Source organism: Burkholderia sp. SCN-KJ (assembly GCF_024656005.1).
Taxonomy (GTDB): domain Bacteria; phylum Pseudomonadota; class Gammaproteobacteria; order Burkholderiales; family Burkholderiaceae; genus Burkholderia.
In genome coordinates this window covers 160,790-186,368 of record NZ_JANKOG010000015.1, presented here as the reverse complement: position 1 = coordinate 186,368, position 25,579 = coordinate 160,790, and the positions used below count along the sequence as shown (strand labels likewise).

The 25,579-nt window shown below is 64.7% G+C and carries 18 protein-coding genes; 7 read left to right on the top strand and 11 right to left on the bottom strand.

Annotated features, from left to right (window positions below; genetic code table 11):
- Positions 1–19: 19 nt before the first annotated feature.
- From NQV17_RS24100 to NQV17_RS24090, 3 genes are all read left to right on the top strand, one after another.
- On the top strand, positions 20–1,378 hold the full coding sequence (locus tag NQV17_RS24100; protein WP_257774139.1) for a collagen-like triple helix repeat-containing protein: 1,359 nt from the start codon (positions 20–22) through the stop codon (positions 1,376–1,378).
- A 145-nt stretch (positions 1,379–1,523) separates the two neighbouring features.
- Entirely contained in the window at positions 1,524–3,209 is a 1,686-nt protein-coding gene (locus NQV17_RS24095) for a ShlB/FhaC/HecB family hemolysin secretion/activation protein (RefSeq protein WP_257774138.1), read from the top strand.
- A gap of 166 nt (positions 3,210–3,375) precedes the next feature.
- Positions 3,376–3,837, top strand: a complete 462-nt coding sequence (locus tag NQV17_RS24090; protein WP_044846021.1) for a DUF2147 domain-containing protein — start codon at positions 3,376–3,378, stop codon at positions 3,835–3,837.
- 103 nt (positions 3,838–3,940) lie between these two features.
- Here the strand turns inward: NQV17_RS24090 and NQV17_RS24085 are convergent, their stop codons facing one another.
- From NQV17_RS24085 to typA, 6 genes are all read right to left on the bottom strand, one after another.
- Complete coding sequence (locus tag NQV17_RS24085) at positions 3,941–4,381, bottom strand: transposase (RefSeq protein WP_257774137.1); 441 nt, start codon at positions 4,379–4,381, stop codon at positions 3,941–3,943.
- 114 nt (positions 4,382–4,495) lie between these two features.
- Positions 4,496–5,593 (bottom strand): cell division protein ZapE, encoded by a 1,098-nt coding sequence (gene zapE, locus NQV17_RS24080; RefSeq protein ID WP_257774136.1) that lies wholly within the window; start codon positions 5,591–5,593, stop codon positions 4,496–4,498.
- A 99-nt stretch (positions 5,594–5,692) separates the two neighbouring features.
- A complete protein-coding gene (gene lpdA / locus NQV17_RS24075) occupies positions 5,693–7,123 on the bottom strand; it encodes a dihydrolipoyl dehydrogenase (RefSeq protein WP_257774135.1) in 1,431 nt (476 codons plus the stop codon).
- Positions 7,124–7,204: 81 nt separating this feature from the next.
- The gene (gene odhB, locus NQV17_RS24070) at positions 7,205–8,482 is read right to left on the bottom strand and encodes a 2-oxoglutarate dehydrogenase complex dihydrolipoyllysine-residue succinyltransferase (protein WP_044846025.1); all 1,278 of its coding nucleotides are present in this window, start codon (positions 8,480–8,482) and stop codon (positions 7,205–7,207) included.
- Between the two features lie 136 nt (positions 8,483–8,618).
- Positions 8,619–11,483 (bottom strand): 2-oxoglutarate dehydrogenase E1 component, encoded by a 2,865-nt coding sequence (locus NQV17_RS24065; protein WP_044846026.1) that lies wholly within the window; start codon positions 11,481–11,483, stop codon positions 8,619–8,621.
- 317 nt (positions 11,484–11,800) lie between these two features.
- On the bottom strand, positions 11,801–13,627 hold the full coding sequence (gene typA / locus NQV17_RS24060; protein ID WP_044846027.1) for a translational GTPase TypA: 1,827 nt from the start codon (positions 13,625–13,627) through the stop codon (positions 11,801–11,803).
- Between the two features lie 334 nt (positions 13,628–13,961).
- On the opposite strand from typA, the gene NQV17_RS24055 reads away from it, so the two are divergent.
- The 4 genes from NQV17_RS24055 to NQV17_RS24040 all read left to right on the top strand — a co-directional run bounded on the left by NQV17_RS24055 (position 13,962) and on the right by NQV17_RS24040 (position 18,894).
- Entirely contained in the window at positions 13,962–14,453 is a 492-nt protein-coding gene (locus tag NQV17_RS24055) for a MarR family winged helix-turn-helix transcriptional regulator (protein WP_014897211.1), read from the top strand.
- A gap of 87 nt (positions 14,454–14,540) precedes the next feature.
- Positions 14,541–16,037 (top strand): efflux transporter outer membrane subunit, encoded by a 1,497-nt coding sequence (locus tag NQV17_RS24050; RefSeq protein ID WP_257774134.1) that lies wholly within the window; start codon positions 14,541–14,543, stop codon positions 16,035–16,037.
- 52 nt (positions 16,038–16,089) lie between these two features.
- A complete protein-coding gene (locus tag NQV17_RS24045; RefSeq protein ID WP_257774133.1) occupies positions 16,090–17,307 on the top strand; it encodes an efflux RND transporter periplasmic adaptor subunit in 1,218 nt (405 codons plus the stop codon).
- Positions 17,308–17,334: 27 nt separating this feature from the next.
- Complete coding sequence (locus tag NQV17_RS24040) at positions 17,335–18,894, top strand: DHA2 family efflux MFS transporter permease subunit (RefSeq protein WP_257774132.1); 1,560 nt, start codon at positions 17,335–17,337, stop codon at positions 18,892–18,894.
- 92 nt (positions 18,895–18,986) lie between these two features.
- Here NQV17_RS24040 and truB read toward each other — a convergent pair whose 3' ends face one another.
- The 5 genes from truB to rimP all read right to left on the bottom strand — a co-directional run bounded on the left by truB (position 18,987) and on the right by rimP (position 25,391).
- Entirely contained in the window at positions 18,987–19,919 is a 933-nt protein-coding gene (gene truB / locus NQV17_RS24035) for a tRNA pseudouridine(55) synthase TruB (protein ID WP_257774131.1), read from the bottom strand.
- Positions 19,920–19,932: 13 nt separating this feature from the next.
- Positions 19,933–20,331: a 30S ribosome-binding factor RbfA gene (gene rbfA / locus NQV17_RS24030; RefSeq protein WP_006495346.1), complete on the bottom strand. Its 399-nt coding sequence runs from the start codon at positions 20,329–20,331 to the stop codon at positions 19,933–19,935.
- Between the two features lie 113 nt (positions 20,332–20,444).
- Complete coding sequence (gene infB / locus NQV17_RS24025; protein ID WP_257774130.1) at positions 20,445–23,366, bottom strand: translation initiation factor IF-2; 2,922 nt, start codon at positions 23,364–23,366, stop codon at positions 20,445–20,447.
- Positions 23,367–23,457: 91 nt separating this feature from the next.
- Complete coding sequence (gene nusA, locus NQV17_RS24020) at positions 23,458–24,933, bottom strand: transcription termination factor NusA (protein ID WP_044846033.1); 1,476 nt, start codon at positions 24,931–24,933, stop codon at positions 23,458–23,460.
- Positions 24,933–25,391, bottom strand: coding sequence for a ribosome maturation factor RimP (gene rimP / locus NQV17_RS24015; protein WP_014897219.1), 459 nt, complete (start codon positions 25,389–25,391; stop codon positions 24,933–24,935). Before rimP ends, nusA begins: the two co-directional genes overlap by 1 nt.
- Positions 25,392–25,579 lie beyond the last annotated feature (188 nt).

Sequence of the window (25,579 nt, the reverse complement as noted above, 5' to 3'; positions counted from 1 at the left end):
AGACAGCGAGGAGTCCATCATGTCCCAGCAACGTTCCATCACGACGGCCGCCCTGCGCCAATGGCGCGCGCCCCTCACCGCTTTCGCCGCAGCGTGCCTGCTGGCCGCCTGCGGCGGCAACAGCGTCAGCACGCCGCCGACGAGCAGCAATGCCGGCAGCAGCAGCGGCACGAGCGGCACGAGCGGCACCAGCGGTACGAGCGGTACCAGCGGCTCGTCCACCGGCACCAAGGGCGCTGTCAGCACGGTCGGCCAGACGGCAACCGACCTCGGCAGCACGGTCGGCAACATCAGCGTGCCCGGCCTCGGCGACGGCGTGACGAAGGGTGTCGGCAGCACCGTCTCGAGCACCGGCACGATCATCAACGCGGCTGCCGATGCGTTGAGCAACGGGCTGGGACAGACCGGCTCGATCAAGGATCCCGTCGGCACGACGGTCGCCGGCCTCGGGAATGTCGTCGGCGCGACGAGTAACACCGTTTCCGGGCTGAGTTCGACGGTCAAGGCGCTCGGCACGGGTCAGCTCGCGCCGCTCGCCCCTGTCACGACGCCGGTCGGAACCGTGCTCGACACGGTTGCCAACGGCCTCTCGGCAGCCGGCACGACGATCGGTTCGACGCTGTCGTCGGGTGCCGTGCAGCAGGTAACGCAGCCGCTCAGCTCGGCGATCACGCCGCTGGTGATCACCGCAGGCCAGGTCACGCAACAGGTCGGCACGACCACCGGCCTCGGGCAGCCCGTGTCGGGCCTGCTCGGTCAGGTCGGCGGTGCAATCAGCTCGGCGGGCACGAAGGTCGCAAGCACGTCTAACCAGCCACTCGTCGGCGACGTCGGCCAGCTCGTCACTGCGGTCGGCAACACCGTGACCAACGCCGGCGGCCTCGTGAACCCGAACGGTCCGAACGGCGCGGCACCGATCCCCGGCCTGCTCACCAGCCTCGTCGGCGGCTCGACGGCTACGGTCCAGAACGGCACGTCGTCGGGTTCCGGCTCGACGAACCCGCTCGGCGGCCTGCTGTCCGGTCTCGGCTCGACGCCGCTCGGTCCGCTCACGGGTGCGGTCGGCGGCGCAACGGGCAGCTCGGGCAGCAATCCGCTCGCGCCCGTCACGGGCCTCGTGTCGACGGTCACGGGCACGCTGGGCGGCGCAACGGGTGGTGCAGGCGGGGCAAACCCTCTCGCGCCCGTCACCGGTTTGCTGAATACTGTCACCGGAACAGTCGGCGGTGCAGCGGGAACCGGGGGTTCGTCGAGCCCGCTCGCACCGGTCACGTCGCTGGTCGGCAGCGTGACGGGTGCGGCATCGTCGGGCAGTTCGACGGGTCTGCTGGCACCGGTCACGGGGCTGCTGGGCACGCTGGGTAGCGTCGGCAAGTAAAGGAGGACGATCGCGCCTTTGCAGCCGGAGCAGGAGGCGCGGCCGTACCAATTCAACCGGCAATGCGGCACGCGGCGCGCGACACCCTGGTGTCGCGCGCCCGCATTAGAAAGAAGACGAAAAGCAAGGCCTACGAGGAAGAACAATGAAATCCAGACTCGACAGATGGATGATGCTGCTCGCTATCGCGGCAGCAGGCACGGCACATGCACAAACGCGCGCGGCAGGTAACCCGCTCGATTCCCTCCCCCAGATCAACGCCCCGCAGAAAGGCCCGAACGTCACCGTGCAGGTCGCGCCGCAGGCACCGCAACTGCAGGAACTGCTGTCACGGCACCTGACGCCGACGACGTTCCAGGTCGAAGGCGTGAAGTCGGTGCCGTTCGACGAAATCTCGCGTCGCTTCACGCCCCTCGTCGGCAAGGACATCACGATCGGCGAGCTGATCGAAACCGCCAACGGCGTGACCAAGCTGTACCAGGATCGCGGCTATGCGCTGTCGTTCGCGTTCATTCCCGCGCAGACGTTCGAGAACGGCGTCGTGCGCGTCACGGTCGTCGAAGGCTATGTGTCGGACGTCAAGGTGACCGGCAAGCCCGGCGCGATGGAATCGAAGATCCGCGCGATCGCCGCGCACATCACGGCCGATCGCCCGCTGCGCCGCGCGACGTTCGAACGCTACGTGAACACGTTCGGCCTCCTGCCCGGCGTGTCGGTGAAGGCCAATGTGCCGCCGCCGCAGACGACCGACGGCGCAACGACGCTCGAACTGGCCGTCGACCGCAAGGCATTCAACATCAGCACCGGCATCGATTTCAATCATCCGGGCGTGCAGGGACTCATCACCGCAACGGAGAACGGCCTCACGTCGTTCGGCGAGCAATTGAGCATTTCCGCGCTGGTGCCGCCCGGACGCGACAAGCAGACCTACGTCGCATTCAGCGGTGCCGTGCCGGTCGGCAGCAGCGGCCTGGTCACGCGCCTCGACGCCAGCACGTATCGCGGCAAGCCGACCGACAACCCGGGCCTGCCGTCGACCGTCGAGCGCACCGTCAAGAACGAGAAGCTCGGTCTTTCGGCATCCTATCCGTTGCTGCTGAACAACCAGCGCAGCCTGCTCGGCACCGTGTCCGGCTATGCGTCGCACAACGAAGACCGCTACCAGAACAAGATCAGCGGCAACAGCATCGATACACGCTCGCAGGTCCGCGTGCTGCAGATGCAGCTCGACTACACGAGCGTATCGGCCAAGCAGGTACAGAAGCTGAGCGTGAACGTCGCGAAGGGCTTCAACATTCTCGGCGCGTCGAAATCGCAGGACATCACGATCGGCTCGAACACGACGTCGGTGGACAGCCCGATCTCGCTGACGTTCGTGCGCACCGGCGCGACCTTCACGCAAACCAATGAATGGCCGTTCAAGATCGGCACGTCGGTCTCGCTGACCGGCCAGTACAGCCCCGACTCGCTGCCGACGTCGGAGCAGATCTCGTTCGGTTCGACGCGCTATGCGCTCGGCTACCAGCCCGGCGAAACGTCGGGCGACTCGGGCTGGGGGATGTCGCTGGAGGTCAACCGCGGATTCACGCCGGGCTGGACGTACATGAAATCGATCACGCCGTACATTGCGTACGACATGGCGCGCGTGTACCTGCATACCGGCACGCCGTCGCCGAGCCGCCTGTCGTCGGTCGGTATCGGCGTGCGGTTTACCGACAGCCGCTACTACAGTCTCGACCTGAACATCGCGAAGCCGGTCGGCGATGCACCGGTTGAAAGCGCATCGCGCAGCCCGCGCGTGAATGCCGCGTTCTCGTATCAGCTCAACTGATCGGTCACGAGGCAGCCTGCGTCTCGCGGGCCGTTTGGATTAGAACCCCCTCTATCAAACGCGGCGTGCGGTTTCACGTATTCTGGCAAAGCTCGCAACATGCCACCGCCCCATGCAGGCGGTCGTGCGGGCACATCGAACACGACATGAAACAAGGAGGAAGACGATGATTCAACTGACCCGCCCGTTGCGCGCACTGGCCATCGCAAGTGCACTGCTCGCTTGCGCCGCTCCCACCTTCGCCCAGGCCGACAGCCCCGTCGGCATGTGGCAGACGATCGACGACAACACGCATCAGCCGAAGGCGCTCGTGCAGATCGCCGACGACGGCGAAGGCTCGCTGTCGGGCAAGGTCGTCAAAGGCCTCGGCGCCAATGACACGCCCGATCGCCGCTGCACCGCATGCACGGACGAGCGCAAGGATCAGCTCATCAAGGGCATGACGATCATCAAGGCGATGAAGAAGGACGGCGATCACTGGGACGGCGGCAACATTCTCGACCCGGAGAACGGCAAGGTCTACAAGTGCAAGATGTCGCTCGAAGACGGCGGCCAGAAGCTCGTCGTGCGCGGCTACATCGGCGTATCGCTGCTCGGCCGGTCGCAGACCTGGGTTCGCGCACAATGACGCAACGCGCGTCGACACGCGCAACGCGTTAAAAAAATCGGCCTGCGACGACGTCGTCAGGCCGATTTTGTTTTGACGCCGACGTGCATGGAACCGATCGACATCACGCTGCGCGCTTCAGCGCATCCGCCGTGTAGCTGCGCGGCGTGCGATAGACCGGCGCCACGGCACTGCGCACCGCTGCCGCCTTCGATTGCGCGTGCTTGCGCATCCGCGTGGCCAGCTGGTCGCACAGATCCGTGCCTGCGTCGCCATACAACGCGTGCATCACCTGCCACAGCGTGCCGGTCTCGTGCCAGACCTTGAAACGGCGGTGGCAGGTTTGGTACGAAGGGTAACGACGCGGCATCGCGGACCAGGTCGCGCCGCTATAGATGATCCACAGCACGCCGTTCAGGACGGCGCGTGTGTTGGCCAATGGTCGGCCGCGCAACTCGGTGCGCGGCTGCATTTCGGGCAAAAGCGGCGCGACGCAGCGCCACTCATGGTCAGTCAGATCGCGATACGGTGTCATGGATATCTCCAGCCTTGGGAACCATGACACAACGATATCGGCTGACCTCAACCGTGAACATAAGACGAGTCCGAAAATACCCGGAGATTGCGGGAATTTGACCGGAATTGACCTTTGAAGCCCGCCGCTCGCCGGCAACCGCGATCAGGTCAGCGAAGTATCGACGATACGACGCGGCGTTTCGAGGTATTCCTTCGACTGCATCTCGACGATCCGCGACACCGTGCGCGTGAACTCGTTCGCCATCGGCCCTTCGACGTACAGCTGCTCCGCCGGCACCGCCGCGGACATCAGCAGCTTGACCTTGTGGTCGTACAGCACGTCGATGAGCCAGGTGAAGCGTCGCGCCTCGGACGCCATCCGCGGCGACATCTGCGGCACTTCCGACAGCACGATCGCATGGAAGCGGCTGGCAAGCTCGAGATAGTCGTTCTGTGAACGCGGGCCGCCGCACAGCGTCGCGAAGTCGAACCAGACGACCCCGTCAGCCTTGCGCAGCGCCTTCAACTCACGCTTCTCGATATGCAGGATCGGGCTTTCGTCGGGCACCGCGGCGAGCTTCGCGAACGCATGACGCAGTTCGCGATCGGCGTCCGCGCCGAGCGGCGTGTGGTACATCTGCACCTGCGCCAGCGTGCGCTGGCGATAGTCGACGCCCGCGTCGACGTTCAGCACGTCGAGCTTTTGCTTGATCAGCGCGATCGCCGGCAGCATGCGGTCGCGATGCAGGCCATCGGGATACAGATCGTCGGGATCGTAGTTGGACGTCATCACGAACTGCACGCCGTTGTTGAAGAGGCGATCGAGCAGCCGGTACAGGATCATCGCGTCCGCGATGTCCGACACGTGGAATTCGTCGAAACAGATCAGCCGGTAGCGCTTCGCGATGCGCCGCGCGAGCTCGTCGAGCGGATCGGCCTGCCCTTTCAGCTCCTCGAGTTCGCGGTGGACTTCACGCATGAATTCGTGGAAATGCAGGCGCGTCTTGCGCTGCACGGGCACCACCGCATAGAAGCTGTCCATCAGGAAGCTCTTGCCGCGGCCGACGCCGCCCCACATGTAGACGCCGCGCGGAAGGTCAGGATGATTGATGAGCTTCTTGAACGCGTTCGAGCGACGCGCCTTGTACTCGACCCACTCGTCGAAACATTGCTGCAGGCGATCGACGGCCGCGCGCTGGGCAGGATCGGACTGATAGCCGCGCGTGGTCAGTTCGCGCGTGTAGTATTCGGTGACGTTCATCGGGCAAACCGGAAAGAACGAAGGCGAGCGGGAAACCCCCGCCCGCCTTCGTCATGAGACGGCTGCACCGGCCAATGGCCGGCCGGCGCTATACCGCGCTCAGCTGTTCAGCGAGCGCTTGTCGACGGCGAGCGCCGCTTCGCGCATCACTTCCGACATCGACGGGTGCGGATGGCAGATGCGGGCGATGTCTTCCGACGCCGCCTTGAACTCCATCGCCACCACGGCTTCCGCGATCAGGTCCGACGCGTTCGCGGCGATCACGTGCACGCCGAGCAGTTCGTCGGTCTTCGCGTCCGCGATCATCTTCACGAAGCCGTCCGGCGCGTTCATGCCGAGCGCGCGGCCGTTGATCGAGAACGGGAACTTGCCCGACTTGATCTCGCGGCCTTCGGCCTTCAGCTGCTGTTCCGTCTTGCCGACCCATGCGATTTCCGGGTACGTGTAGATCACCCACGGAATGCAGTTGTAGTCGATGTGCGGCTTCTGGCCGTCGATCACTTCCGCGACCAGCACGCCTTCGTCTTCCGCCTTGTGCGCGAGCATCGGGCCGCGCACGACGTCGCCGATCGCGTAGACGTTCGGCACCGCGGTACGGCAGTGGTCGTCCACGTCGATGAAGCCACGCTCGTTCGCCTTCAGGCCGATTGCCTCGAGGCCGAGGTTGTCGGTGTTCGGCACGCGGCCGACCGACACGATCAGGCGGTCGGCGTCGAGCGTCTGCGCGTTGCCGTCCTTGTCCGTGTAAGCGATCGACACGCCGTCGGCGGTCGTCTTCACTTCGCCGATCTTCACGCCGAGATGGATGTCGAGGCCCTGCTTCTTGAACAGCTTGGCCGCTTCCTTCGCGAGCGCTTCGTCGGCTGCACCGAGGAATGCCGGCAGCGCTTCGAGCACCGTCACTTCGGCACCCAGGCGACGCCACACCGAGCCGAGCTCGAGGCCGATCACGCCTGCGCCGATCACGGCGAGCTTCTTCGGCACCGAGTCGAACGTCAGCGCACCTTCGTTGTCCGACACGATCTTGTTGTCGACCGGGATACCCGGCAGGTGACGCGCCTTCGAGCCCGTCGCGATGATCACGTTCTTCGCGGTGACGACTTCGGTTTCACCTTCGCCGCTCACTTCGATCTGCACGCCGGCATCGGTCTTGCCGGTGAACTTGCCATGGCCCTTCAGCCAGGTGATCTTGTTCTTCTTGAACAGGAACTCGATCCCGCTCGTCATCTTCTCGACGATCGCATCCTTGCGGCCGAGCATCTTCGCGACGTCCATCTTCACGCCGTCGACCGTGATGCCGTGGTCGGCCAGGTGATGCGACGCGTTCTCGAACTCTTCCGACGACGCGAGCAGCGCCTTCGACGGGATGCAGCCGACGTTCAGGCAGGTGCCGCCGAGCTTCAGCGCGCCGGCCGGGTTCTTCCACTTCTCGATACACGCAACGGTCTTGCCGAGCTGCGCGGCGCGAATCGCGGCGATGTAGCCGCCGGGGCCGGCGCCGATCACGACGACGTCAAATTCCTTGGACATGACAATCCTTTCTACTTGTACGCCCGCACGCTCGCGCAAGTGCGCGAGCGTGCGGGGCGGGTCAATGCAGTGAGACTCGGCTTACAGGTCGAGCAGCAGGCGGGCCGGATCTTCCAGCGCATCCTTCATCGCGACGAGCGACAGGACGGCTTCGCGGCCGTCGATGATGCGGTGGTCGTACGACAGGGCCAGGTAGTTGATCGGACGGATCACGATCTGGCCGTTTTCGACAACCGGGCGCTCCTTCGTCGCGTGCACGCCGAGGATGGCCGATTGCGGCGGGTTGATGATCGGGGTCGACAGCATCGAGCCGAACACGCCGCCGTTCGAGATCGAGAACGTACCGCCCGTCATTTCCTCGATCGACAGCTTGCCGTCCTTCGCCTTCTGGCCGAATTCGGCGATCTTCTTCTCGATCTCGGCGAGGCTCAGCTGATCCGCGTTGCGCAGGATCGGCACGACCAGGCCGCGCGGCGAACCGACCGCGATACCGATGTCGAAGTAGCCGTGGTAGACGATGTCGTTACCGTCGATCGACGCGTTCACCAGCGGGAACTTCTTCAGCGCGTGCACGGCCGCCTTCACGAAGAACGACATGAAGCCGAGCTTCACGCCATGTTCCTTCTCGAACTTGTCCTTGTACTTGTTGCGCAGTTCCATGACCGGAGCCATGTTCACTTCGTTGAACGTCGTCAGGATCGCGTTGGTCTGCTGCGACTCGAGCAGACGCTCGGCGATACGCGCACGCAGGCGCGACATCGGCACGCGCTGTTCCGGACGATCGTTCAGCCACGTCGCTGCCGATGCCGGCACCTTCACTTCCGGCAGCGCCGGCTTCGCAGCAGCGGCCTTCGCCGGTGCGGCGGCCGGAGCAGCCTTCGGTGCGCTGCCTGCGGCCAGCGCGTCGCCCTTCGTGACACGGCCGTCGCGGCCCGAACCTGCGACGTCGCCTGCCGACAGGCCCTTCTCGGCCAGCAGCTTCGCTGCGGCCGGCGATGCGGCGGCCGAGCTCGACGCGGTCGCGACGGCCGGCTGTGCTGCCGGTGCGGCTGCAGCGGGCGCTGCTGCCGGCTTCACTTCGGCGGCGCCTGCCGCTGCTTCGGCAGCACCTGCCTTCGCTTCGGTGTCGATCGTCGCGATGATCTGGTCGGCGACCACGGTGTCACCGTCGTTCTGCAGCACTTGCGCGAGCACGCCCGCGGCCGGTGCCGGCACTTCGAGCACGACCTTGTCGGTCTCGAGTTCGATCAGGATTTCGTCCTGCGCGACTGCTTCGCCCGGCTTCTTCTTCCACTGCAGCATGGTGGCTTCCGAAACCGACTCCGAAAGCTGGGGGACTTTGACTTCTACGATAGCCATGTGATTTTCCTGGATGCTTAATCTGGGGTATGACGAGGTTCGTGCGATTCCTTCGGCCGGTGCGGCGCGCGACGCGCCCGGCAGGCCAAAAGAGACGGGAAAGCGCAGTGCGCCTTCCCGTTTCGCTTGACGTCGGTTATTTCGCGATCGATGCGCTCTTCAGGCGGCCGAATGCACCTTCGATGAGGGCCTTCTGCTGCTCGTAGTGCTTCGCGTAGTAGCCAACCGCCGGCGAGGCCGAAGCCGGACGGCCGCTGTATGCCAGCTTCTGCCCTTCCTTCATGCCTTCCTTCAGGTGGTGCTCGACGTAGAACCAGGGACCCTGGTTCTGCGGCTCGTCCTGCACCCAGACCACTTCAGTCGCGTTCTCGTACTTCTTCATTTCGGCTTCGAACTGCTTGTGCGCGAACGGATACAGCTGCTCGATACGGATGATCGCGACGTCGTTCGCCTTCGCTTCGCGGCGATGCGCGACGAGGTCGTAGTACACGCGGCCCGAGCAAGCCAGCACGCGCTTGACCTTCTTCGCGTCGATGCCGCCGTCGGTTTCGCCCAGCACCGGCTGGAACGAACCCTTTGCGAGTTCCGACAGGTCCGACACCGCTTCCTTGTGACGCAGCAGCGACTTCGGCGTGGCGACGATCAGCGGCTTGCGGAACAGACGGATCATCTGGCGACGCAGCAGGTGGAAAATCTGCGCCGGCGTCGTCGGCTGGACGACCTGCATGTTGTGATCGGCACACAGTTGCAGGAAACGCTCGATACGCGTCGACGAGTGTTCCGGACCCTGGCCTTCGTAGCCGTGCGGCAGCAGCATCGTGAGACCCGACACGCGGCCCCACTTCACTTCGCCCGACGAGATGAACTGGTCGATCACGACCTGCGCGCCGTTGACGAAGTCGCCGAACTGCGCTTCCCACAGCACGAGCGTGTTCGGCTCGGCGGTCGAGTAACCGTATTCGAAGCCCAGCACCGCTTCTTCCGACAGCACCGAGTCGATCACCGTGAACTTCGCCTGACCGTCGGCGATGTTCTGCAGCGGCACGTACGTGCCGTCGTTCCAGCGCTCGCGGTTCTGGTCGTGCAGCACCGCGTGACGGTGCGTGAACGTGCCGCGGCCCGAGTCCTGGCCCGTCAGGCGCACCGAGTAGCCCGATGCGACGAGCGACGCGAACGCGAGGTGTTCGCCCATGCCCCAGTCGAGCGGCTGGTCGCCACGCGCCATGTTGCGGCGGTCGTTGATCACGCGCTCGACGAGCGGGTGGACCTTGAAGTTTTCCGGGACCGTCGTGATGCGTTCGCCGAGGCGCTTCAGTTCGGCGAGCGGCACGGCCGTATCGGCTGCGTCCGTCCACTTGCGGTTCAGGAACGGAACCCAGTCGACCGCGTACTTGCTCTTGTAGTTCGACAGGACCGGATCGACGGTGTGGTGGCCGTCGTCCATCGCCTTGCGGTACGCCTTCACGTAGTTGTCGGCGTCTTCCGCGGTGATCACGCCCTGCTGCACGAGCTTCTCGGCGTACAGCGCACGGGTGCCCGGGTGCTGCGCGATCTTCTTGTACATCAGCGGCTGCGTGACCGCCGGCGTGTCCTGCTCGTTGTGACCCAGCTTGCGGAAGCAGACGATGTCGATCACGACATCCTTGTGGAACTGCATCCGGTAGTCGATCGCGATCTGGATCGCGAGCACGACGGCTTCCGGATCGTCACCGTTCACGTGCAGCACCGGCGCTTCGATCATCTTGACCACGTCGGTACAGTACAGCGTCGAGCGCGCATCGCGCGGGTCCGACGTCGTGAAGCCGATCTGGTTGTTGATGACGATATGCAGCGTGCCGTGCGTGCCGTAACCGCGCGTCTGCGCGAGGTTCAGCGTTTCCATCACGACGCCCTGGCCGGCGAAGGCCGCGTCGCCGTGGATCTGCACCGGCAGGACTTGCAGGCCGTCTTCGTCGCCGCGACGGTCCATCCGCGCCTTCGCGGAACCTTCGACCACCGGGTTCACGATTTCGAGGTGCGACGGGTTGAACGCGAGCGACAGGTGGACCGGACCGCCTTCGGTCGACACGTCCGACGAGAAGCCCTTGTGGTACTTCACGTCACCGGCCGGCAGGTCGTCGACGTGCTTGCCTTCGAATTCGGCGAACAGGTCGGCCGGCATCTTGCCCAGCGTGTTGACCAGCACGTTCAGACGGCCGCGGTGGGCCATGCCGATGATGATTTCCTGCACGCCGCGCTTGCCCGCGTGCTGGACGACTTCGTCCATCGCCGCGATGAAGCTTTCGCCGCCTTCGAGCGAGAAGCGCTTCTGGCCGACGTACTTGGTGTGCAGATAGCGCTCGAGGCCTTCCGCTGCCGTCAGGCGATTCAGGATGTGCTTCTTCTTGTCGATCGAGAAGGACGGCGTCGCGCGGGTCGATTCCAGGCGCTCCTGCCACCAGCGCTTCTGCTCCGGATCGCTGATGTACATGTATTCGGCGCCGATCGTGCCGCAATACGTATCACGCAGGCCCTTGACGATGTCGCGCAGCGAAGCCTGGTCGAAGCCGAAATACAGGTTGCTTGCGCTGTACGTCTGGTCGAGGTCGCCTTCGGAGAAGTCGTAGAACGCGGGTTCGAGTTCGGGAATGGCGGGACGTTCGCGACGCTTCAGCGGATCCAGATTGGCCCATTGCGAGCCGAGGAAGCGATATGCGCTGATGAGGGACTGGACGTGGACCTGCTTGCGCGCGGTCGCCAGATTGCTGGTGCTTTCGCGCGGGATGAAGGCATTGGCCTTCGCACGCTCGGCAAACGATTCGACGATCGGAAAATGAGCGACGTCATTGGCATTCGAGCCGTCGGTTGCAGGCACGTTCTGCAGCGCGTCGAAATACTCTCGCCAGTTCTCCGGCACCGATGCCGGATTGTTGAGGTATGCATCGTACAGTTCTTCAACGTACGAAGCATTGCCGCCGAACAGATAGGAGTTCAGCTGAAACTGCTTCATTACATCTGACATTTTACGCTCACCTTTCTTCGAGCTTCTCGAGAAATAGCGGGTTACTCAACCTTCCGCGACACGGCCTGACCGTTTAGCGGATTGCGAATCAAGTCTTGCTTGGAAGGACCTAAAACTTGCGTGCGCGCAGCATATCACAGAACCGTTACCGAAGTTCACGACGAAATGTGCCCGAAAGCACCGCGCGACGGGGTTTTGCCGGATTGCCACGACCCGCGGGAACAGTGTTTTGCAGCCCGCCCGATTGCGCATCGCGCAGATGCAAAAAAGGCCGCCCGAAGGCAGCCTTTTTCGTCATGCGCGGGAACAGCCGATGCTTAGTCGACCGCGCCTTCGCGGCTCGCGCGGCGACGCTCGTGCTCCTTCAGGAAACGCTTGCGCAGGCGGATCGACTGCGGCGTCACTTCCACGAGTTCGTCGTCGTCGATGAATTCGACCGCGTATTCGAGCGACATCTGGACCGGCGGCACGAGACGCACGGCTTCGTCGGTACCCGACGCACGCACGTTGGTCAGTTGCTTGCCCTTGATCGGGTTCACGACGAGGTCGTTGTCGCGGCTGTGGATGCCGATGATCATGCCCTCATACAGCGCGTCGCCCGGCTTCACGAACATGCGGCCGCGATCCTGCAGCTTCCACAGTGCGTAGGCCACGGCCGCGCCGTCGTCTTGCGAAATCAGCACGCCGTTGCGGCGCTCGAAGACCGAGCCGTCCTTGACCGGTGCGTACGAGTCGAAGATGTGGCTCATCAGGCCCGTGCCGCGCGTGAGCGTCAGGAATTCGCTCTGGAAGCCGATCAGGCCACGTGCCGAGATCTTGTATTCCAGTCGCGTGCGGCCGCGGCCGTCCGATGCCATGTCGAGCATTTCGCCCTTGCGGCGGCCGAGCTCTTCCATCACGCCGCCCTGGTGTTCGTCTTCGACGTCGACCGTCAGCAGCTCGTACGGCTCGTGGCGCACACCGTCGATTTCCTGCATCACGACGCGCGGACGCGACACGGCCAGCTCGTACCCTTCACGGCGCATGTTCTCGACGAGAATCGTCAGGTGCAGTTCGCCGCGGCCCGACACTTCGAACACCGTTTCGTCGCCCGTGTCCTTCACGCGCAGCGCGACGTTGTGGTTCAGTTCCTTCATCAGGCGGTCGCGGATCTGGCGGCTCGTCACGAACTTGCCTTCGCGGCCGGCCAGCGGCGACGAGTTGACGAGGAAGTTCATCGTCAGCGTCGGTTCGTCGACCGTGATCATCGGCAGCGCTTCCGGCGTGTCGACCGCGCAGATCGTCGCGCCAATGCCGACGTCTTCAATACCGTTGATCAGCACGATGTCGCCGGCTTCGGCCGACTCGACCTGCACGCGCTCGAGGCCCTTGAACGACAGCACCTGGTTGATCTTGCGGTTCAGCACGTCGCCTTCCGGACCGAAGCGCATCACGACCGGCTGGCCCGGCTTGATGCGGCCGCGCGTGATGCGGCCGACGCCGATCCGGCCGACGTACGTCGAGTAGTCGAGCGACGTGATCTGGAGCTGCAGCGGCGCTTCCGGATCGGCCGGGCGAACCGGCACGTGCGCGAGGATCGCCTCGAACAGCGGGCGCATGTCGCCTTCGCGGGTCGCCGGATCGAGCGACGCATAGCCGTTCAGGCCCGATGCGTAGACGATCGGGAAGTCGAGCTGCTCTTCGGTCGCGCCGAGCTTGTCGAACAGGTCGAAGGTCTGGTTGATGACCCAGTCGATCCGCGCGCCCGGACGGTCGATCTTGTTGACGACGACGATCGGCTTCAGGCCGAGCGCAAGCGCCTTCTTCGTGACGAAGCGCGTTTGCGGCATCGGGCCCTCGACCGCGTCGACGAGCAGCAGCACCGAGTCGACCATCGACAGCACACGCTCCACCTCGCCACCGAAGTCCGCGTGCCCCGGCGTGTCGACGATGTTGATGTGCGTGCCTTCGTATTCGACCGCGCAGTTCTTCGCGAGAATCGTGATCCCGCGCTCTTTTTCGATGTCGTTCGAGTCCATCACTCGCTCGGCAATCTGCTGGTTCTCGCGGAAGGTGCCGGACTGGCGGAGCAGTTGGTCGACGAGCGTGGTCTTGCCGTGGTCGACGTGAGCGATGATGGCGATATTGCGAAGGGCGCGGGTCATAGAAACCTGGAAATCGTTGAACGCGCAAACGCGCACGCTCGTCAGTCACCGGGACACGTGCGCGCGCGTTGCAGCTTGGAAAGCCTCAAATTATAGCACGTGAGAATGTCGAGAGCCGGACCGCGTGTTGCAACGCGAAAGATGATGCGCCCCGCCCCCGCTTCGCAGAGGGCGATTTCGCCTGCCGACACACCGCCCGCTAACGAAGACCCTGACGCCCGCAAGGGAATTTCCGGCCACTCAGCGCCCGCCTGCCGGTTCGATTAATATTTGCCGCGGCAAGCAAATAGCGCCTATACTGCTGCCTAGTCAACTATTGCAGCTTCAGGGTTTTATGTCGGATTCTCCTTCCCAACCGCCCGTTTCGCCGCTGTCCTCGTATCAGATGAACGACAGCGTCGGTTATCTGATGTCGCGTGTGAAGTCGGTGATGACCAACCTCGTCACGCAGCGCACGCAGGAAGAGCTCGGCATTACGGGCACGCAGGCGAGCATGCTGTTCATGATCGCCGTCGGAAAGTGCTCGACGGCCGCCGAACTCGCGCGGGAATACGGGATCGACGCGAGCGCGGTCACGCGCCTGCTCGATCGCGTCGAGAAACGCGGCCTGCTGTCCCGCGTGCGCAGCATCGAGGATCGGCGGGTCGTACGGCTCGAGCTGACCGATGAAGGCCGCGCGCTTGCCGAGCGTTTGCCGCCGGTGTTCCGTAGCGTGCTCGACGAGCTGCTGGACGGATTTACGCCGGAAGAAGTCGGGTTCCTGAAGAGCATGCTGCGCCGCATTCTCAGCAACTACTGCGAAACCGCGGGCGGCAGCATCACGTAATAGTTGCCATAACAATTACTTTTGACAGATTAATGTAAGGAAATCCTTGCAGTGTCCATCATTCATTCCGAGTCAGGGAACAGCGCGATGAAATCCTCCCCGTTGTCCGTGCGCGCCGGGTCGTGCCGCGCCGCCGTCGCCGCCGCGGTTGCCGCGCTGGCGCTGGCGGGCTGCGCAAACTACATCGGCATCAAGAGCGACAAGCAGATCGCACCCGCATCGCAATTCGAAACCGCCCAGAGCCTGCCGGCCCAGGGCGGCCAGTGGCCGGCGCTCGACTGGGCCAACCAGTTCGGCGATCCGCAGTTGCCGAAGCTGATCGACGAGGCGCTCCAGGGCAACCCGTCGATCGCGCAGGCACAGGCGCGCATCGCGAAGGCGTCGTCGTACATCGAGTCGTCGCGCTCGAACCTGATGCCGAAGGCCGAAGCCAGCTACTCGTGGACACGCGAGCTGTATTCGTCGAACGCGCTGTTCCCGCCCCCGTACGGCGGCCAGTGGTACAGCGAGAACAACGCCCTCGCGAGCGCGTCGTGGGATCTCGACCTGTGGGGCAAGAATCGCGAGCGCCTGCACACCGCCGTGTCGCAGGAAAAGGCCGCCGAGGCCGACATGCAACAGGCGCGCATCACGCTCGCGTCGTCCGTGGCCCGCACCTACAACTCGCTCGCCCAACTGTATGCGCTGCGCGACATCGCGCAGCGCGAGATCGCCAACCGCCAGACGGTCGGCAGGATCACCGACGGCCGCGTGTCGGCCGGTCTCGACACCAACGTGGAACGCCAGACGGCGCGCGGCAACATCGCGACGACCCAGGCATCGCTGTCCGACCTCGACGGCCAGATCACGACCGTGCGCTACCAGCTCGCCGCGCTGCTCGGCAAGGGGCCGGACCGCGGATTGCAGATCGCCGCGCCGGTGATGAACCCGACCGGCGAAGTCGCACTGCCCGGCAACCTGCCGGCCGACCTCGTGTCGCGCCGCCCCGACATCGTCGCCGCGCGCTGGCAGGTCGAGGCCGCGATGCACGATGTGAAGGAAGCGAAGGCCGAATTCTTCCCCGACGTGAACCTCGCGGCCGGCTTCGGCTTCGATGCGTTCGGCTGGGGCAAATTCCTGAATTTCGCGAGCCGCCAGGCGCAGTTCGGCCCGGCCATCCACCTGCCGATCTTCGATGCCGGTGCGTTGCGCGCGCAGCTCAAGGGCCGCTACGCGGACTTCGACCTGTCGGTCGCGAACTACAACCAGACGCTGATCAACGCGCTGAACGACGTCGCGACGCAGGTCGCGTCGATCCGTGCGGTCGATCGCCAGATGGATGACGCGCAGCGTGCGCTCGATGCGTCGACGCGGGCGTACGACCTCGCCGTGATCCGCTACAAGGCCGGCCTGTCGCCGCAGCTCCAGGTGCTGACCGCGGACACCAACCGCCTCGCATCGGAACAGACGGTGACCAACCTGAAAATGCGCCGGCGCGACATGCAGCTCGCGCTGATCAAGGCGCTCGGCGGCGGGTTCGACGCGACCGGCACGCGGCTCGCCGCGCCCGACGCCGACAAGCAGACAAGACAGGCCGCCAACTGATCCGGCGCCACCACTACGCAGACACTCGAAATAACGGACGGAGAAAATCGCCATGAGCGACCCTCAACAAAACGCCGCCAGCGCACAGCCGCAGAACAACGGGAAGCGCAAACGGATGATGACGCTGCTGATCGCGGTCATCGTGATCGCGGCCGTCGCGTACGGTCTGTACTACTTCCTCGTCGCGCGCTTCCATGAAGAGACGGACGACGCATACGTGAACGGCAACGTCGTGCAGATCACGCCGCAGGTCACGGGTACCGTGATCGCCGTGAAGGCCGACGATACGCAGACGGTCAAGGCCGGCGATCCGCTGGTCGTGCTCGACCCGGCCGACTCGCAGGTCGCGCTGCAGCAGGCCGAGGCCAACCTCGCGCAGACGGTGCGCCAGGTGCGCGGCCTGTTCGTCAACGACGACCAGTACCGCGCGCAAGTCGCGCTGCGCCAGTCCGACCTGTCGAAGGCGCAGGACGACCTGCGCCGCCGGATGGCCGTCGCGCAGACGGGCGCCGTGTCGCAGGAAGAAATCTCCCATGCACGCGACGCGGTGCGCGCCGCGCAGGCGTCGGTCGACGCCGCGCAACAGCAGCTCGCATCGAACCGCGCACTGACCGCGAACACGACGATCGCGTCGCACCCGAACGTGATGGCCGCGGCAGCGAAGGTTCGCGACGCGTACCTCGCGAACGCGCGTAACGTGCTGCCCGCACCGGTCACCGGCTATGTTGCGAAGCGCTCGGTTCAGGTCGGCCAGCGCGTGTCGCCGGGCAACCCGCTGATGTCGGTCGTGCCGCTGAACGCGGTGTGGGTCGACGCGAACTTCAAGGAAGTCCAGCTCAAGCACATGCGCATCGGCCAGCCGGTCGAATTGACCGCCGACATCTACGGCTCGTCGGCCGTCTACCACGGCAAGGTCGTCGGCTTCTCGGCCGGCACGGGTTCGGCGTTCTCGCTGCTGCCGGCGCAGAACGCGACGGGCAACTGGATCAAGGTCGTGCAGCGCCTGCCGGTGCGTATCGAGATCGATCCGAAGGAACTCGAGAAGCATCCGCTGCGCATCGGCCTGTCGATGCAGGTCGACGTCGACATCAAGGACGAACGCGGCGACCAGCTCGCCAACGCGCAGAACACGGTCTACGAAACGAACGTGTTCGCGAAGTACGGCGACGAAGCCGACGCCGAGATCGCGCGCATCATCGCCGAGAACGCCGGCGGCAACGCGCCGGCACCGGCCGCGGCGAAGTCGAACGCCGCCGCCAAGATGATGTAACGGTTCCGACTCCGGAAAACTATCGACATGGCACAGGCTCCTGTCTCCCACCCGCCGCTGCAGGGCGGGCAACTCGTGCTCGGGACGATCGCGGTATCGCTCGCGGTGTTCATGAACGTGCTCGACACGTCCATCGCGAACGTCGCGATCCCGACCATCTCGGGCGACCTCGGCGTGTCGTCCGACCAGGGTACGTGGGTCATCACGTCGTTCGCGGTCGCGAACGCGATCTCCGTGCCGCTGACGGGCTGGCTGACCGACCGCTTCGGTCAGGTCCGCCTGTTCCTCGCGTCGATCATCCTGTTCGTCATCTCGTCGTGGATGTGCGGGCTGTCGCCGAACCTGCCGTTCCTGCTCGGCTCGCGCGTGCTGCAGGGCGCGGTCGCGGGCCCGATGATTCCGCTGTCGCAAGCGCTCCTGCTGTCGAGCTATCCGCGCGCGAAGGCACCGATGGCGCTCGCACTATGGGCGATGACGACGCTGATCGCGCCCGTCGCGGGCCCGATTCTCGGCGGCTGGATCTCGGACAACTATTCGTGGCCGTGGATCTTCTACGTCAACATCCCGGTCGGCATCGCCGCCGCCGCCGCGACGTGGGCGATCTATCGCAATCGGGAGTCTGCCGTGCGCCGCGCGCCGATCGACGGCGTGGGCCTCGCGCTGCTGGTCATCTGGGTCGGCTCGCTGCAGATCATGCTCGACAAGGGCAAGGATCTCGACTGGTTCGCGTCGACGACCATCATCGTGCTTGCGCTGACCGCTGTCATTGCGTTCGCGTTCTTCGTGATCTGGGAGCTGACCGCCGAGCACCCGGTCGTCGACCTGTCGCTGTTCCGCATGCGGAACTTCACCGGCGGCACAGTCGCACTGTCGATCGGGTACGGCCTGTACTTCGGCAATCTCGTGCTGTTGCCGCTGTGGCTGCAGACGCAAATCGGCTACACCGCGACCGACGCCGGCCTCGTGATGGCGCCGGTCGGGTTGTTCGCGATCCTGTTGTCGCCACTCACCGGGAAGTATTTGCCGCGTACCGATCCGCGCTTCATCTCGACGGCGTCGTTCCTGACGTTTGCGCTGTGCTTCTGGATGCGTTCGCGATACACGACGGGCGTCGACGAATGGTCGCTGACGCTGCCGACGCTCGTGCAGGGTATCGCGATGGCGGGCTTCTTCATCCCGCTCGTGTCGATCACGCTGTCCGGCCTGCCCGGCAACCGCATTCCCGCGGCGTCCGGGCTGTCGAACTTCGTGCGGATCATGTGCGGCGGCATCGGCACGTCGATCTTCCAGACCGCGTGGGATCATCGAAACAACTTCCACCATGCGCAGCTGGTCGAGCAGACCAACCCGTACAACCCGACATTCAACCAGGCTGTCACGCAGATGCGTAACCTCGGGCTGTCGCAGGACCAGGCGCACGGCCTCATCAACAACATGGCCACGCAGCAGGCCGCGCAACTCGGCGTGAACGATCTGTTCTACATTTCGGCGGCGATCTTCGTGCTGCTGATCGGACTGATCTGGATCACGAAGCCGGAGCGCGCGGGCGGCGGCGATGCGGGTGCGGCGGCGTCGGCTGCACACTGAGCACCGCGCTCGAACGAGCGCGCCCAACAAAAAACCCGGTCGATTTCGACCGGGTTTTTTTCGTTCCGACGACGGCGCTTGCGCGCCGCGCATCATGCAGCCGTCACGACGAGGCGTTCGGGGGCGAGCACGCCGTTGGCCTTGCGCGCCACGCCGAGCAGTCGCTGCGCGTCGTACACGCGCACGCGCCCGCCCTCGGCCGCATCGATCGGATCGAGCGCCGACAGCGGCAGGCGCTGGCCGTGCAGGAATCGCTTCGCGCTCGTTTCGTCGAGGCGCACCAGCGGAAACGTCGACAGCAACGCGTCGACCGGCTGCAGCCACGCGTCGCGCACGCCTTCGGCGGCGTCGGACAGCGCGTCGAGCGTCACCGCATGCTCTAGCGTCAACGCGCCGACGCCCGTGCGGCGCAGCATCGTCAGATGCGCGCCGCAACCGAGCGCCTCGCCGATATCCTCGGCCAGCGTACGCACATACGTGCCCTTGCTGCAGGTCACGCGGAACGTCACGTCCGGCAATTCACAGGCCAGCAGATCGAGCGCATGGATCGTCACGTTGCGGCCTTCCCGCTCGACGGTCTGGCCCGCACGCGCGTATTCGTACAGCGGCTTGCCGTCGCGCTTGAGCGCCGAATACATCGGCGGCACCTGCACGATCTCGCCGGTAAAGCGCGCGAGCGCCGCTTCGACCGCTGCACGGTCGCATTCGACGGCGCGCGTGTCGAGCACGTCGCCTTCCGCGTCGCCGGTGGTCGTGCGCACGCCGAGACGCATCGTCGCTTCGTAGGTCTTGTCCGCTTCCAGCAAGTCCTGCGAGAACTTCGTCGCTTCGCCGAAGCACAGCGGCAACAGGCCCGAGGCCAGCGGATCGAGCGTGCCGGTATGGCCGGCTTTCTTCGCGAGAAGCAGGCGCTTCGCGCGAATCAGAGCGTCGTTGCTCGACAGGCCGACCGGCTTGTCGAGCAGAAGGACGCCGTCCAGCGCGCGCCGCGGCACGCGTGGACGCTGGGGAGCTGCAGTCGTCATGGGGCGTGCGCGCTCAATCGTCCTTCGCGGGCGCGTCGGCTTCGTCATCGTCCTTCGCGCGCGTCGAGTTGGCTTCCTTGATCAGGCGCGACATTTCCACGGCCTTCTCGATCGTCTGGTCGTAATGGAAGTGCAGCGTCGGCACCGTATGGATGTGCAGGCGCTTGAACAGCAGGTTGTGCAGGTGGCCCGACGCGTGGTTCAGCGCTTCCTGCGTCTTGTCCGGATCGCCGGTGAGCGCCGTGAAATAGACCTTGGCATGCGCGTAGTCCGGCGTGAGCTCGACGCTCTGGATGGTCACGATACCGATGCGCGGATCTTTGACCTCGCGCATGATGAGTTCGGACAGATCGCGCTGAATCTGGTCGGCGATCTGAACGTTGCGATTGGGGGAAGTACGTTTCCTGGACATGATCGATCCGTGATCCGTTTATCAGGATAAAGCGGCGCGCCGTTGGCACGCCACCATGAAAATGGGCGGGACAGGCCCAAGCCTGCCCCGCCCCATGAGCCGATACGCGACGATTACAGCGTCCGTGCGACTTCGGTCACTTCGAAGACTTCGAACTGGTCGCCTTCGATGATGTCGTTGAAGTTCTTCACCGACATACCGCACTCGAAGCCTTGCTTGACTTCCTTCACGTCGTCCTTGAAGCGCTTCAGCGATTCGAGTTCGCCCGTGAAGATCACGACGTTGTTGCGCAACACGCGAACCGACGACGAGCGCTTGACGATACCGTCGGTGACCATACAGCCGGCAACCGTACCGACCTTCGGCACCTTGAACACCTGGCGCACCTCGACCATGCCGGTCACGACTTCGCGCTTCTCCGGCGCCAGCATGCCCGACATCGCGGCCTTCACCTCATCCACTGCGTCGTAGATGATGTTGTAGTAGCGGATGTCGATACCGTTCGCTTCGGCCAGCTTGCGCGCCTGTGCATCCGCACGCGTATTGAAGCCGATGATGACCGCCTTCGATGCCGTTGCCAGGTTGACGTCGTTCTCGCTGATGCCGCCCACCGCGCTGTGCACGATCTGCACGCGCACTTCGTCGGTCGACAGCTTGAGCAGCGACTGCACGAGCGCTTCCTGCGAGCCCTGCACGTCCGCCTTGATGATGAGCGGCAGGTTCTGCACTTCGCCTTCGCCCATCTGCTCGAGCATGCTTTCCAGCTTCGCGGCCTGCTGCTTCGCCAGCTTGACGTCGCGGAACTTGCCCTGACGGAACAGCGCGATTTCGCGCGCCTTGCGCTCGTCCGGCAGCACGATCACTTCCTCGCCTGCACCCGGCACTTCCGACAGACCCTGGATTTCGACCGGGATCGACGGGCCGGCTTCCTTCGTCGGCTTGCCGTTCTCGTCGAGCATCGCACGCACGCGGCCGTAAGCCGTGCCTGCGAGCACGATGTCGCCGCGATTCAGCGTACCCGACTGCACCAGGATCGTCGCGACCGGGCCCTTGCCCTTGTCCAGCTTCGCTTCGATCACGATGCCCTTCGCCGGCGCCTCGACCGGTGCCTTCAGTTCCAGCACTTCGGCCTGCAGCAGCACGTTCTCGAGCAGGTCGTCGATACCGGCGCCCGTCTTGGCCGACACCGGCACGAACGGCGAATCGCCACCGTATTCTTCCGGCACGACGCCTTCCGCGACCAGTTCCTGCTTGACGCGGTCCGGGTTCGCTTCCGGCTTGTCGATCTTGTTGATCGCCACGACGATCGGCACGCCACCCGCCTTCGCGTGCGCGATGGCTTCCTTCGTCTGCGGCATCACGCCGTCGTCGGCAGCCACCACCAGCACCACGATGTCGGTCGCCTTCGCGCCGCGTGCACGCATTGCCGTGAACGCTTCGTGACCCGGCGTATCGAGGAACGTGATGACGCCGCGCGGCGTTTCGACGTGGTATGCGCCGATGTGCTGCGTAATGCCGCCCGCTTCGCCCGCTGCAACCTTCGCGCGGCGGATGTGGTCGAGCAGCGAGGTCTTGCCGTGGTCGACGTGGCCCATCACGGTGACGACCGGCGGACGCGGCAGTTGCTCCGCATCGGTACCGGTCTCGCCTTCGACGAGCAGTGCTTCCGGATCGTCCAGCTTCGCGGCAACCGCGCGGTGGCCCAGTTCCTCGACGACGATCATCGCCGTTTCCTGGTCCAGCACCTGGTTGATCGTGACCATCTGGCCCATCTTCATCATCACCTTGATGACTTCGGAGGCCTTGATCGACATCTTGTGCGCGAGATCGGCAACCGAGATGGTTTCCGGCACGTGCACTTCACGCACGATCGGTTCGGTCGGTGCCTGGAACGTCGATGCGCTGTCCTGGTGACGGCCGCGACCCTTCGGGCCGCCGCGCCAGCCGCGGTCGACGCCGCCGCTCGAATCGCCGCGCGTCTTGATGCCGCGGCGCTTCGCTGCGTCGTCCTGCCAGCCGCCCTTGCCGCCGCCCGGCTTCTTGTTGCGGTCGCCCGCGCCTGCCGGTGCCGTCGTGGCCGCCGGCGCTGCGCCGGCCGGCTTCTTCACGGCCGGGCGTGCTTGCGCAGCTGCGCCCGCCGGCTTTGCCGGCTTGTGCAGCGTGCCCTTCGCTTCGGCCGGCTTCGGCGGTTCCACCGGCTTCGGCGGCTCGACTGCCTTGACCACGGCCTTGCGCGGCGTGTTCATCATTTCGCGGATCGCGCGTGCTTCGGCTTCTGCCGCCGCGCGACGCTTGCTGATTTCTTCCTGCTCGGCGCGCGCCTTGTCCGCCGCCTCGCGGGCAGCATCCTCGGCCTTCTTCGCCGCTTCGCGCTGGGCCGCACGTTCGGCGGCCGCGCGTGCTTCATCCTGCGCGGACTGCGCACCGGCTGCTTCCTGCTGAGCCTCGGCGGCCTGCTGGGCAGCCGCCTGCTGTGCCGCTGCGGCTTCGGCCGCGGCACGCTTCGCCGCCGCTTCTTCCTCGGCACGGCGGCGCTCGGCTTCGGCCGCTTCCTCACGGGCACGGCGCTCGGCTTCCTCGCGCTCGAGGCGCTCCTGACGCTCGCGCAGTTCCTGCGCCTGCTTCTCGAGCAGCTCGGCCTCGCGGCGCGCTTCTTCCTCGCGACGCTTCAGTTCCGCATCGTCGTCCGCTTCGGCGACCTGCGCCTGACCCTGTTCCGCACCCTCGGCCACGTCGTCGCGCTTGACGAACGTACGCTTCTTGCGGACCTCGACCTGAATGGTGCGAGCCTTGCCCGTCGCGTCAGATTGCTTGATCTCCGACGTATGCTTGCGGGTCAGCGTGATCTTGCGCTTGTCGCCGTCGGTTGCGCCGTGTGACTTGCGCAAATGATCGAGCAGACGCGCCTTGTCCGCTTCGGACAGCGCATCGTCTTCACTCGCTTTCTGGACGCCCGCTGCCTGCAGCTGTTCGAGCAGCACACCAGCAGGCATTTTCAGTTCCGCGGCAAATTGGGCTACGTTGTTACTCGCCATTCATTCCTCTTAGTGCAAGGACCGATTCCTTGCGGTTAGCATCGGGTCAGGCCATACGGCCGCCATCAAATCAGTGCGCCATGGTCATTTCTCACTGGAACCAGTGTTCACGTGCTTTCATGATCAACGCCTTAGCGGCATCCTCTTCCATCCCGGTCATATCGACCAGTTCATCCACGGCCAGCTCGGCGACATCGTCGCGCGTCTGCATGCCGTGTTCGGCCAGCTTCGCGAGCAACTCCGGCGTGATGCCGTCGAGGCCCTTCAAATCCAGCGCTGCATTTTCAACCTTTTCTTCGTTCGCGATCGCCATCGTCAACAGAGCGTCGCGTGCGCGGTTGCGCAGTTCGTGCACGGTGTCCTCGTCGAACGCCTCGATTTCGAGCATTTCGTTGAGCGGCACGTACGCGATCTCTTCGAGGCTCGTGAAGCCTTCGTCGATCAGGATGTCGGCAACTTCTTCGTCGACGTCGAGACGCGCCATGAACAGCGAACGCAGTCGGTCGCGCTCTTCGCCCTGCTTCAGGGCGGATTCGTCCGGCGTCATGATGTTGATCTGCCAGCCGGTCAGTTCGCTGGCAAGGCGAACGTTCTGACCGCTGCGGCCGATCGCGACAGCCAGCTCGTTCTCGTCGACGACGACGTCCATCGAGTGCTTTTCTTCATCGACGACGATCGACTGGACGGCTGCCGGCGCGAGCGCGCCGATCACGAACTGGGCGGGATCCTCGGACCATAGCACGATGTCGATGTTTTCGCCACCGAGCTCGTTGCGCACGGCCTGCACGCGGGAGCCGCGGATGCCGACGCAGGTGCCGATCGGATCGATCCGCTTGTCGTAGGCGATCACGCCGATCTTCGCGCGCACGCCCGGATCGCGAGCGGCTGCCTTGATCTCGAGCAGGCCCTGCTCGATTTCCGGCACTTCCATCTCGAACAGCTTCATCAGGAACTCGGGCGCCGTGCGCGAGAGTTCGATCTGCGGGCCGCGCGCGGTGCGGTCGACCTTCGCGATGTAGGCACGCACGCGGTCGCCCACGCGCAGGTTTTCCTTCGGGATCAGCTGGTCGCGGCGCAGCAGCGCTTCGACACGGCCCGATTCGACGATGAAGTTGCCCTTGTCGAGGCGCTTCACCGTGCCCGTCATGATCTTTTCGCCGCGCTCGAGGTAGTCGTTCAGAATCTGCTCGCGTTCGGCATCGCGCACCTTCTGCAGGATCACCTGCTTCGCGGCCTGCGCGCCGATACGGCCGAACTCGATCGACGGCACCGGCTCCTCGATGAATTCGCCGACTTCGACGTCGGGCTTCTGCTCACGTGCTTCGAACAGCAGGATCTCGCGATCCGGCTCCTGCAAGCCTGCCTCGTCGGGCACGACGAGCCAGCGACGGAAGGTTTCGTGCTCGCCGCTTTCGCGATCGATATGGACGCGGATTTCGGCGCCTTCGTCGAACAGCTTCTTGGAAGCGGAAGCGAGCGCGGCCTCGAGGGCGCCCAGCACCACATCCTTGTCGACGTTTTTCTCGCGCGCCAGCGCATCCACCAGCATCAACACTTCGCGACTCATTATTTGCGGCTCCTAAAGTCAACTTGCGGAATCAGGCGGGCTTTGTCGATATCGGCCAGCGTGAAATCCAGCATGGCTGCCTCGCCCTTCTTCCTCTCAAATTCCAAACCGATCGTTTCGCCATTCGGCGCGTGCAGAATGCCCCGGTACGTCTTGCGCCCGTCCAGCGGCTTTTTCAAGGTCACGGAAACTTCGCTGCCGGCGAAGCGCTCGAAGTCGGCCAGCTTCTTCAACGGGCGGTCGAGCCCCGGGGACGAGACTTCGAGCCGTTCGTAATCGATGTTTTCGACCGTCAAGACGTGCTGGAGCTGACGCGTGACCTTTTCGCAATCTTCGAGCGAGATGCCGGCAGGCTGATCGATATAGATGCAAAGCATGCCGCGCCCGGTGCGCTCGAGATCCACCAGCTCGTAGCCGAGCCCGGTGACCGTGGTTTCTATCAGTTCCGTCAGTTGCACAGTGTCCTCTCAGGTGTTCGCGCCCGCCGCTCGCGATTCACCCGCGGGCGCGCGCCTTAGCCGGCGCAGGAAGCGCTACCCGAGATGCCTAACCGTTTCAGCAAAAAAAAATGGGCGGAACGCCCATCTTCTTACTGGTGGTCGCACCTGAGCCGCACATTGAATCCGTACGCCCAGCGACTCCGCGA

Excerpts from the sequence above, each read along its gene's own strand:
- typA (WP_044846027.1), bottom strand. The coding sequence starts at position 13,627 with ATGACCCGCGCCCTTCGCAATATCGCCATCATCGCTCACGTCGACCAC.
- NQV17_RS24090 (WP_044846021.1), top strand. The coding sequence starts at position 3,376 with ATGATTCAACTGACCCGCCCGTTGCGCGCACTGGCCATCGCAAGTGCA.
- odhB (WP_044846025.1), bottom strand. The coding sequence starts at position 8,482 with ATGGCTATCGTAGAAGTCAAAGTCCCCCAGCTTTCGGAGTCGGTTTCG.
- zapE (WP_257774136.1), bottom strand. The coding sequence starts at position 5,593 with ATGAACGTCACCGAATACTACACGCGCGAACTGACCACGCGCGGCTAT.
- NQV17_RS24050 (WP_257774134.1), top strand. The coding sequence starts at position 14,541 with ATGAAATCCTCCCCGTTGTCCGTGCGCGCCGGGTCGTGCCGCGCCGCC.
- NQV17_RS24100 (WP_257774139.1), top strand. The coding sequence starts at position 20 with ATGTCCCAGCAACGTTCCATCACGACGGCCGCCCTGCGCCAATGGCGC.
- NQV17_RS24045 (WP_257774133.1), top strand. The coding sequence starts at position 16,090 with ATGAGCGACCCTCAACAAAACGCCGCCAGCGCACAGCCGCAGAACAAC.
- NQV17_RS24055 (WP_014897211.1), top strand. The coding sequence starts at position 13,962 with ATGTCGGATTCTCCTTCCCAACCGCCCGTTTCGCCGCTGTCCTCGTAT.
- lpdA (WP_257774135.1), bottom strand. The coding sequence starts at position 7,123 with ATGTCCAAGGAATTTGACGTCGTCGTGATCGGCGCCGGCCCCGGCGGC.
- NQV17_RS24040 (WP_257774132.1), top strand. The coding sequence starts at position 17,335 with ATGGCACAGGCTCCTGTCTCCCACCCGCCGCTGCAGGGCGGGCAACTC.
- nusA (WP_044846033.1), bottom strand. The coding sequence starts at position 24,933 with ATGAGTCGCGAAGTGTTGATGCTGGTGGATGCGCTGGCGCGCGAGAAA.
- rbfA (WP_006495346.1), bottom strand. The coding sequence starts at position 20,331 with ATGTCCAGGAAACGTACTTCCCCCAATCGCAACGTTCAGATCGCCGAC.
- truB (WP_257774131.1), bottom strand. The coding sequence starts at position 19,919 with ATGACGACTGCAGCTCCCCAGCGTCCACGCGTGCCGCGGCGCGCGCTG.
- infB (WP_257774130.1), bottom strand. The coding sequence starts at position 23,366 with ATGGCGAGTAACAACGTAGCCCAATTTGCCGCGGAACTGAAAATGCCT.
- NQV17_RS24095 (WP_257774138.1), top strand. The coding sequence starts at position 1,524 with ATGAAATCCAGACTCGACAGATGGATGATGCTGCTCGCTATCGCGGCA.
- NQV17_RS24065 (WP_044846026.1), bottom strand. The coding sequence starts at position 11,483 with ATGTCAGATGTAATGAAGCAGTTTCAGCTGAACTCCTATCTGTTCGGC.